8 protein-coding genes are annotated in these 7,664 nt (G+C 72.6%); 5 read left to right on the top strand and 3 right to left on the bottom strand.

Translation table 11 applies throughout. The features are described from left to right. The coding region (locus TOK_RS32775; RefSeq protein ID WP_374754919.1) for a hypothetical protein at positions 1-222 on the bottom strand (222 nt) is incomplete at its 3' end. Positions 223-446: 224 nt separating this feature from the next. Here TOK_RS32775 and malQ point away from each other — a divergent pair. Continuing rightward, positions 447-2,390 carry a 4-alpha-glucanotransferase gene (gene malQ, locus TOK_RS21545; protein ID WP_098959824.1) on the top strand — a complete coding sequence of 648 codons (1,944 nt, stop codon included), beginning with the start codon at positions 447-449 and terminating at the stop codon, positions 2,388-2,390. A 40-nt stretch (positions 2,391-2,430) separates the two neighbouring features. Here malQ and TOK_RS21540 read toward each other — a convergent pair whose 3' ends face one another. Together TOK_RS21540 and TOK_RS21535 are read right to left on the bottom strand one after the other, a co-directional pair. Then, complete coding sequence (locus TOK_RS21540; protein WP_098959823.1) at positions 2,431-3,093, bottom strand: RraA family protein; 663 nt, start codon at positions 3,091-3,093, stop codon at positions 2,431-2,433. A 4-nt stretch (positions 3,094-3,097) separates the two neighbouring features. Further along, positions 3,098-4,564 (bottom strand): AMP-binding protein, encoded by a 1,467-nt coding sequence (locus TOK_RS21535; RefSeq protein ID WP_253258545.1) that lies wholly within the window; start codon positions 4,562-4,564, stop codon positions 3,098-3,100. A gap of 84 nt (positions 4,565-4,648) precedes the next feature. Here TOK_RS21535 and TOK_RS21530 point away from each other — a divergent pair, with 84 nt between their 5' ends. The 4 genes from TOK_RS21530 to TOK_RS21515 are packed head-to-tail and all read left to right on the top strand — an operon-like array spanning position 4,649 to position 7,317. After that, positions 4,649-4,984 carry an EthD family reductase gene (locus TOK_RS21530; protein ID WP_098959821.1) on the top strand — a complete coding sequence of 112 codons (336 nt, stop codon included), beginning with the start codon at positions 4,649-4,651 and terminating at the stop codon, positions 4,982-4,984. Positions 4,985-4,986: 2 nt separating this feature from the next. Then, positions 4,987-5,784 carry an SDR family NAD(P)-dependent oxidoreductase gene (locus tag TOK_RS21525; protein WP_098959820.1) on the top strand — a complete coding sequence of 266 codons (798 nt, stop codon included), beginning with the start codon at positions 4,987-4,989 and terminating at the stop codon, positions 5,782-5,784. 17 nt (positions 5,785-5,801) lie between these two features. Continuing rightward, positions 5,802-6,173 carry an RNA-binding S4 domain-containing protein gene (locus tag TOK_RS21520; protein ID WP_098959819.1) on the top strand — a complete coding sequence of 124 codons (372 nt, stop codon included), beginning with the start codon at positions 5,802-5,804 and terminating at the stop codon, positions 6,171-6,173. Positions 6,174-6,210: 37 nt separating this feature from the next. Then, positions 6,211-7,317, top strand: coding sequence for a quinone-dependent dihydroorotate dehydrogenase (locus TOK_RS21515; protein WP_098959818.1), 1,107 nt, complete (start codon positions 6,211-6,213; stop codon positions 7,315-7,317). Positions 7,318-7,664: the final 347 nt, after the last annotated feature.

The following is a 7,664-nucleotide window of genomic DNA, read 5'->3' as shown; positions in this document are numbered from 1 at the left end:
GGCGACGTCGGGCCCGACGGTGGCTGCAGCCGACGGGCCGGTGGGCCGTGTCGCCTCGGCGGGACCCGCCGCGCCGGACTCCTCCGCCTTGAGCCGCACGAGGTCCCCGACTGTCCGGGGTCCGGCCGGAGCGTCGCCGCCACGCTTGGTGCGCAACAGGAAGAACGCGAGCAGACCGCCGACGACGATCACGCCCAGCAGGATCAACCCGATCTCGGTCATCGAAAAACTCTCTCCCGCCAGATCGGTCCACATCGCCCATCCGAAGCGGCGACCGTAGCACCGTGCAGGCCCCGTTTCCGCTGCGCCGCACCGTTCCGGGGGCAGGACCACGCGGTCGGGCGCGTCCGGATGCCGACCCCCCACAGCGGGTAGGTCCGCCCTCGGCAACGATCGTCTCCTGCACCGCCCGCCGGGGTGGTGCGAACGACCGAGGAGGACCCACCGTGTCCCGTCCCGACGACGACCTCGCGACGCTGGCGGCGGCGCACGGCGTCGCCACCCGCTATCGCGACGGCGACCGCCGGGAGGTGGTGGTCGATCCCGAGGTCGTGGTCCGGGTGCTGGGTCTGCTCGACGTCGACGCCTCGTCCCCGGAGGCGGTCCGCGCGGCGCTCGCGACGGCACCGGCTGCGGACCGGCTGCCCGGGACGATCGCACTGCGCACCGACCGGGCCCGCCCGGTGCCGGGTGCCGGGACCCTGACGACGGAGGACGGGGCGGTCCTGGAGGTCGACGGCGAGCTGCCGGCCGGGTTGCCCCTCGGCTACCACCTCCTGGACCTGCACGGGCGGCGGGCGACGGTCGTCGTCGCCCCGCCGGCGTTGCCGGAGCCGCCGCGGACGTGGGGCTGGATGCTCCAGCTGTACGCGCTGCACTCGCGGTCGTCGTGGGGAATCGGAGATCTGGGGGACCTGCGGGAGTTCGCCGACTGGACGGGGCACGCTCACGGCGCCGACGCGATCCTGCTCAACCCGTTGCACGCCATCACCCCCGTGCCACCGGTGCAGGCGTCGCCGTACACGCCGTCGAGCCGGCGGTTCACGACGCCGCTGGCGTTGCGTGTCACCGATCTCGACGCCTACGCCACCGCCGACGCCGCGACCCGTGCGGAGGTCGACGCGCTGCGTCCCGAGACGGTGGGTGACCGCATCGCCCACGACCGGGTGTGGGCGGCGAAGCGGGCGGCGCTGGAGCTGCTGTGGCGGGCGAGCGGACGGCCAGAGCCGCGGGACGCGAGCGAGGACCTGTGGGAGTTCGCGACCTACTGCGCGCTGGCCGAACGCTGGGGTGGCCGCTGGACGCTGTGGCCCGCGGCGCTGCGCGATCCACGATCGGCCGCGGTGGCGGCGGCGCGCCGCGAGCTGGCGCCGCGGGTGGCGTTCCACGCGTGGGTGCAGGAGCAGACGCAGCATCAGCTGGGCGCCGCCCACGCCGCGGCCCGCGACGCGGGCATGCGCATCGGGCTGATCGGCGACCTCGCCGTCGGCTGCGATCCGGAGGGCGCGGACTCGTGGGCGTTGCAGGACGTGCTGGCGCTCGGGGTGAGCGTCGGTGCGCCGCCGGACGCCTTCAACCAGCGCGGTCAGGCGTGGGGGCTGCCGCCGTGGCGGCCCGACCGGCTCGACGCGACGGGTTACGCCGCGTACCGGGATCTCCTGCGCGCCTTGGTCTCGCACGCCGACGGGCTGCGGATCGACCACGTCGCCGGGCTGTTCCGGCTCTGGTGGGTGCCGCCGGGCGATGGCCCGGACCGCGGCACGTACGTGTACTACGACGCCGAGGCGATGCTCGCGGTGCTGACGTTGGAGGCGCACCGGGCGGGCGCGGTCGTCGTCGGGGAGGATCTGGGCACGGTCGAGCCGGAGGTCACCCGGGCGCTGCAGGAGCGGAACATGCTGGGCTCCACGGTGATGTGGTTCGTCCGCGACGAGGACACGCCGGGCATGCCGCTGCTGGCGCCGGACCGGTGGCCGGAGCAGGCAGTCGCGACGATCTCGACGCACGACCTGCCGACAGCTCCGGGCTTCCTGCGCGGCGAGCACGTCCGGGCCCGCGCGGAGCTGGGCCTGCTCGACGACGTGGCGGGCGAGGAGACACGCGCCGCCGCCGAGCGGGCCGAACTGGTGGCGCTGCTGGTCGCCGAGGGCCTGCTCGGCTCCGCCGACGCCCCCGAGGACGAGATCGTCGTGGCGATGCACAGGATGCTGGGGCGCAGCCGGTGCCGGCTCGCGCTGGTCGCGCCGTACGACCTCGTCGGCGAGGTGCGGCAGCCGAACCTGCCAGGCACGGTCGACGAGTACCCGAACTGGCGGCTGCCGCTGGGAGCGTCGGTGGAGGAGCTGCGTCACGACCCCAGGATCGCCGCTGTCCTGCCACTTCGGGACTGATCCACAGAGTTGCCCACAAGTGGATCCGATTGTGGACAACTCAGGGGGTGAAGCGCAGCACGCTCCGATTTCCGTCGGCCAGGGATGCGAGGTGCTCGTCGAGCGTGGTCATCCCCGGCAGGTTGCGCCCCTCGGCCATCCCGGCCAGCAGGGCGGCCTCGGCCCGCTCGACCTCCTCCGCTCCCGGCACGGCCGCGGCGAACTGCGGCACCGTCCCGACGACGAGCCCGTCGTCGTCACCGACGACGAGATCGCCCGGCGAGACCGTGACCCCGCCGATCTGCACCGCCTCGCCGTGGCGCCCGGGTTCGACGGTCGTGCCTGCCATCGGGGTCGTGCCCCGCGCATAGACGGGCAACCCGACCTCGGCGATGCCCCCGCGGTCGCGGCAGTACCCGTCGACGACGATCCCGGCCAGCCCGCGCCGCTTCGCCTCCGTCGCGAAGAGCTCACCGGAGACGGCCTTCGTCCCCCCGTTCGTCGCGACGACCAGCACCGACCCCGCCGGCGCCTCCCGGATCGCGACGAGCAGCGCCAGGTGGTCGTCGTGCGCGACGACGGTCACGGCAGGCCCGGCGATCCGGGCACCGGGGACGAGGGTGTGGATCAGTGGATCGACGGCGTCCAGCGTCTTGTCGGCGTCGCACACCGACGACACCTGCAGGGTGCGCAACCGGTCGAGCAGAGCGGGGAGGTCGGTCATGGCCTCATCGTGACGGGACACCCCCGCTCGGCGCGACCCTGGCCGTCCGCAGCGCACTGCGCCGGATCTTGCCGGTGTCGTCGCGCAGCTGCTCTGCGGTCTGCTCGAACGTGCGCGGCAGCTTGACACGGGCGAGCCGCGTCGCCAGATGGGCGCGCAGGTCGTCCTCGACGTCGGCGAGCGGTGTGGACAGCTGCACGATCGCGTGCACGACGTTGCCCATGTCGTCGTCGGGCAGGCCGATCACGGCGCTGCCCAGCACCGCCGGGTGCTCCGACAGGGCCGCCTCCACCTCGGCCGGGTACACGTTGACCCCGCCGACCAGGATCATGTCCGAGCGCCGGTCGGCCAGGTAGAGGTAGCCCTCCGCATCGAAGCGGCCCATGTCCCCCAACGACTCCCAGCCGTCGCGTTCGCGGGCGGCGGCGCCGATGTAGTGGTAGGTGGGCGCGTCGCCGTCGGTACGCATCCAGATCTCACCGGTCTCGCCGGCCGGCAGCTCGACGCCGCCTTCGTCGCAGACCTTCATGAACCCGCGCGCCACACGACCGACGGAGCCGGGGTGGGCGAGCCAGTCGACGCCGTCGATCATCGCGGTGGCCTGCGACTCCGAGCCCGCGTAGAGCTCGACGACCCGTTCCGGCCCGAACCAGTCGAGGAAGCCGCGCTTGACGTGTTCGGGGCAGGGCGCGCCGACGTGCAACACCGTCCGGATCGACGTGATGTCCGCCGCGGCGCGCGCCTGGCCGGGCAGCCGGAGCATTCGCCCCATCATGGTCGGGACGACGTAGAGCCAGGTGACGCCGTGGCGTCCGATCATGTCGAGGGTGGCGGCGGCGTCGAACCGGCCCATGATCACGACGTGGTGGCCCTGCAGCAGCGCCATGAGTGAGAACATGAAGGGCGCGTTGTGGTACAGCGGCGCGGTGACGAGGAAGACCCCGTCGCGGTCGATGCGCAGCGTCGGCGTCCGGGCGAGGACCGCCTCCATCGTCGGCGCCTGCCCGGCGACGATGATCTTCGGACGGCCGGTGCTGCCACCCGACGTCGGCGCCTTCCAGGACGGGCCGATCACAGGCGGCAGCGGATCGGCCGACTCGTCCGACGCGTCGTGGTCGGCGTGCAGCCACGGCCGCCCGTCGCCGGGGTCGGCACCGACGACGAGCGCCGAGTCGGCCAGGGCGACGATCGCCTCCAGCTCGCCCGCAGGCAGTCTGTGCGACACCGGGAGCGGCACCGCACCGAGCTTCCACGCCGCAACCGAGCACTCCAGGTGCCGGACCCCGTTCGGCGCCGCGATCGACACCATCGAGCCCTCGGTGACGCCGCGTGCGGCGAAGGCCCGGGCCAGCCGGTTCGTCCGGTCCTCGAACTCGGCGCGGCTGACGGTGACGTCGTCGTCGGTCACGGCGGGCGCGTCGGGGGCCTCGGCGGCCAGCCCGCGCAGCCCCTCGCCCAGTGAGGTCGGCACCCCGCCACGATCACCCACGCCCCGGGTCGTGGGCAACCACAGCAGCGCTTGACATCGGTCCGGGCGCGCCGTTGTGTGCGAATCATGTACAAGCTCATCGCGACGTGGTCGGCGCCGCCCGCAGCGCAGCTCGACGAGTTCGAACAGCACTACGACGCGGTGCACGCGCCCGCCGCGGCGAAGGTGCCGAACCTGCGGCGCATCGTGCTGACCCGGACCGCCGACGGCCTGGAGGGTGGCGAGCCCGGCTTCCACCGCGTGGCCGAGATGCTGTTCGACTCACCCGAAGCGCTCGAGGAGAGCAGCCACTCCGACGAGTGGGCGACGATGCGCGCCGACGCCGGCGGCATGGTCGAGCGCTTCGGTGTGACGCTGACCGTCGCTCTGGGCTGGGAGAGCGAACTCCCGGTGGGTGGCTGACGGTGGACCTGCAGCTGCGCGGGAAGCGGGCCGTCGTCACGGGTGGGAGCAGCGGCATCGGGCTGGCCGTGGCCGACGAGCTGGCGGCCGAGGGTGCCGACGTCGCGCTCGTCGCCCGCCGCAAGGAGCCTCTCGACGCCGCCGTCGAGCAGGTCGGCCGGCACGGCACCCGGGTGCTCGCCGTGCCCGCCGACACCGCCGACGACGACTCCGTCCGCGCCATGGCCGACGTCGTGGTCCGCGAGCTCGGCGGCGTCGACATCCTGGTCAACTCCGCTGCCCGGCCGGCGGGTCTGATCCCGCAGCGGGGTCTGCACGATCTGACCGACGACGACGTGCGTATCGAGTTCGAGACGAAGGTCCTCGGTTATCTGCGCTGCGCCCGCGCCCTGGCGCCGTCGATGATCACCGGCGGCTGGGGGCGGATCGTCAACGTCTCGGGGCTCAACGCCCGCCAATCGGTGTCGATCCCGGGGTCGGTGCGCAACATCGCGGTCGCAGCCATGTCGGCGGCGCTCGCCGACGAGCTGGGCCCCAGGGGGATCAACGTGTCCGTCGTGCACCCGGGCATGACCGTTACCCAGGGCACCGAGGAGCTGATCGCGTCGCGTGCCCAGGCCCAGGGCATCGACGAGGCGGCGATGCGGGCCCGTGCCGAGTCCGGCACCCGGATCGGCCGGCTTGCCACTGCCGCCGAGGTCGCCGACGTCATCGTGTTCCTGTGCTCGCCGCGTTCGGTCGCCATCTCCGGCGACGCCATCGCGGCGGGCGGTGGAGCCCGCGGCGTGACCCACTACTGATCAGGCATCATTCGTCGATGGAGTCGACGCGCCTGGACCGCTGGCTGTGGTCCGTGCGGCTGACGAAGACGCGGTCCGATGCGGCAGCCGCCTGTCGCGGCGGGCACGTCCGTGTCAACGACAAGCCCGCCAAGCCGGCCACCCCGGTCAAGGTCGGCGACCGCATCCGGGCGCGGGTCAACGAGCGCATCCGCATCGTCGAGGTCGTCCAGGTCATCGAGAAGCGGGTCGGGCCACCTGCCGCCCAGCAGTGTTATGTCGACAACACCCCGATCGAAGCTCCGTCGGACACCGTTCCGGTGGCGAGCCGGGATCGTGGCGCCGGACGTCCCACGAAGCGTGACCGGCGTCTCCTGGACGAGTGGCGTCGCGGCCTCAGCGGACCCTGACAGCGCGCACTCTGTGGGGCCCGCCAAGATGGGCGCTATGTACGACGCGCTGTACCGACACCTTCTGCGCCGGGTCCCGGCCGAGCCTGCGCACCGCGCGGGCTTCGCCCTGATCCGTGCTGCGGCCGGTCCCGCGCCGCTCGGCAAGGCGTGGGCCACCATGTCGGGCGCCGTCGACCCGGTGCTGAGGTCCGAGGTCATGGGGATCGACTTCCCCGCTCCGCTCGGGCTCGCCGCGGGCTTCGACAAGGACGGGAAGGGTGCCCGGGCGCTCGCCCGGCTGGGTTTCGGTTTCGTAGAGATCGGGACGATCACCGCCCGCCCGCAGCCGGGCAACCCGAAGCCGCGGCTGTTCCGCCTTCCCGACGACAACGCACTCGTCAACCGCATGGGCTTCAACAACTCCGGGGCCGAGGCCGTCGCGGAGCGCCTCCGGGCGCAGCGCGCCGCCCGTGGGGAGCGTGCGGTCATCGGGGTGAACATCGGCAAGAGCAAGGCAGCCGAGCCCGATGAGGCCGTCGCCGACTACGTCCGCAGCGCGGAGCTGCTCGCCCCCTACGCCGACTACATGGTCGTCAACGTCAGCTCCCCCAACACCCCCGGCCTGCGCGACATGCAGCAGGTGTCGGTGTTGGGCCCCCTGCTGGCCGAGGTCCAGGCCACGATCGACCGGGCCTGCCCCGGCGCGCGGGTCCCGCTGCTCGTCAAGATCACGACGGACCTCGCCTCCGAGGACATCGACGCCGTCGCCGACATGGCCACGGACCTCGGCCTCGACGGTGTCGTCGCGACGAACACGACCGTGTCGCGCACCGGCCTCGTGACGCCGCCGACCGTCCTCGAAGAGATCGGCAACGGCGGGGTGTCGGGCCGACCGCTGTCGGCGCCCGGCCTCGCCGTCGTCAGGCGACTGCGGGAGCGTCTCGACGGGAGGCTGACGATCATCTCCGTGGGTGGCATCGAGACCGCTGCCGACGCCTATGCCCGCATCCGCGCCGGCGCCTCACTCGTGCAGGGCTACACGGGATTCATCTACAAGGGACATCGCTGGCCGGTACGTCTGCACCGCGAGCTCGCAAAGCTCGTGCGCGCCGACGGGTTCTCCTCGCTGGCCGAGGCCGTGGGCGCCGACGCGCGCGCCTGACGCATTTCCCCGACCGGCCCGATTCGACGTCAACTCCCGAGGGTCCGACACCGACTCCGCCGAGTTCGGCACCAGAGTGCTCGGAACGCCGTGGGGCCAGTCCGGTGTCGAACTCAGCGGAAAGGTCGTGCCGAGAAGAAGGTCCACGAATTCGCCGACGCCGGAGCGACCCTCGAGACTCCACCTTCACCGCGTCCAGCAGCGGATCACCCACCGCCGATACCGATATCGGCAAGAATCGGAACACAAAAAAAGGGATGGTCCCGAACCTAAGTTCGGGACCATCCCTTGTACACGTTTGATGTCGGCGGCGACCTACTCTCCCACACCCTGGCGAGTGCAGTACC

Source organism: Pseudonocardia sp. N23, from assembly GCF_002583555.1.
In the GTDB taxonomy this organism is placed as follows: Bacteria; Actinomycetota; Actinomycetes; order Mycobacteriales; family Pseudonocardiaceae; genus Pseudonocardia.
This window is presented reverse-complemented; position numbering and strand designations above follow the sequence as displayed.

Bases quoted from the DNA above. Each gene is read 5' to 3' on its own strand.
- TOK_RS21540 (WP_098959823.1), bottom strand. From the start codon at position 3,093: ATGACCGACCTCCCCGCTCTGCTCGACCGGTTGCGCACCCTGCAGGTG.
- TOK_RS21530 (WP_098959821.1), top strand. From the start codon at position 4,649: ATGTACAAGCTCATCGCGACGTGGTCGGCGCCGCCCGCAGCGCAGCTC.
- TOK_RS21520 (WP_098959819.1), top strand. From the start codon at position 5,802: ATGGAGTCGACGCGCCTGGACCGCTGGCTGTGGTCCGTGCGGCTGACG.
- TOK_RS21515 (WP_098959818.1), top strand. From the start codon at position 6,211: ATGTACGACGCGCTGTACCGACACCTTCTGCGCCGGGTCCCGGCCGAG.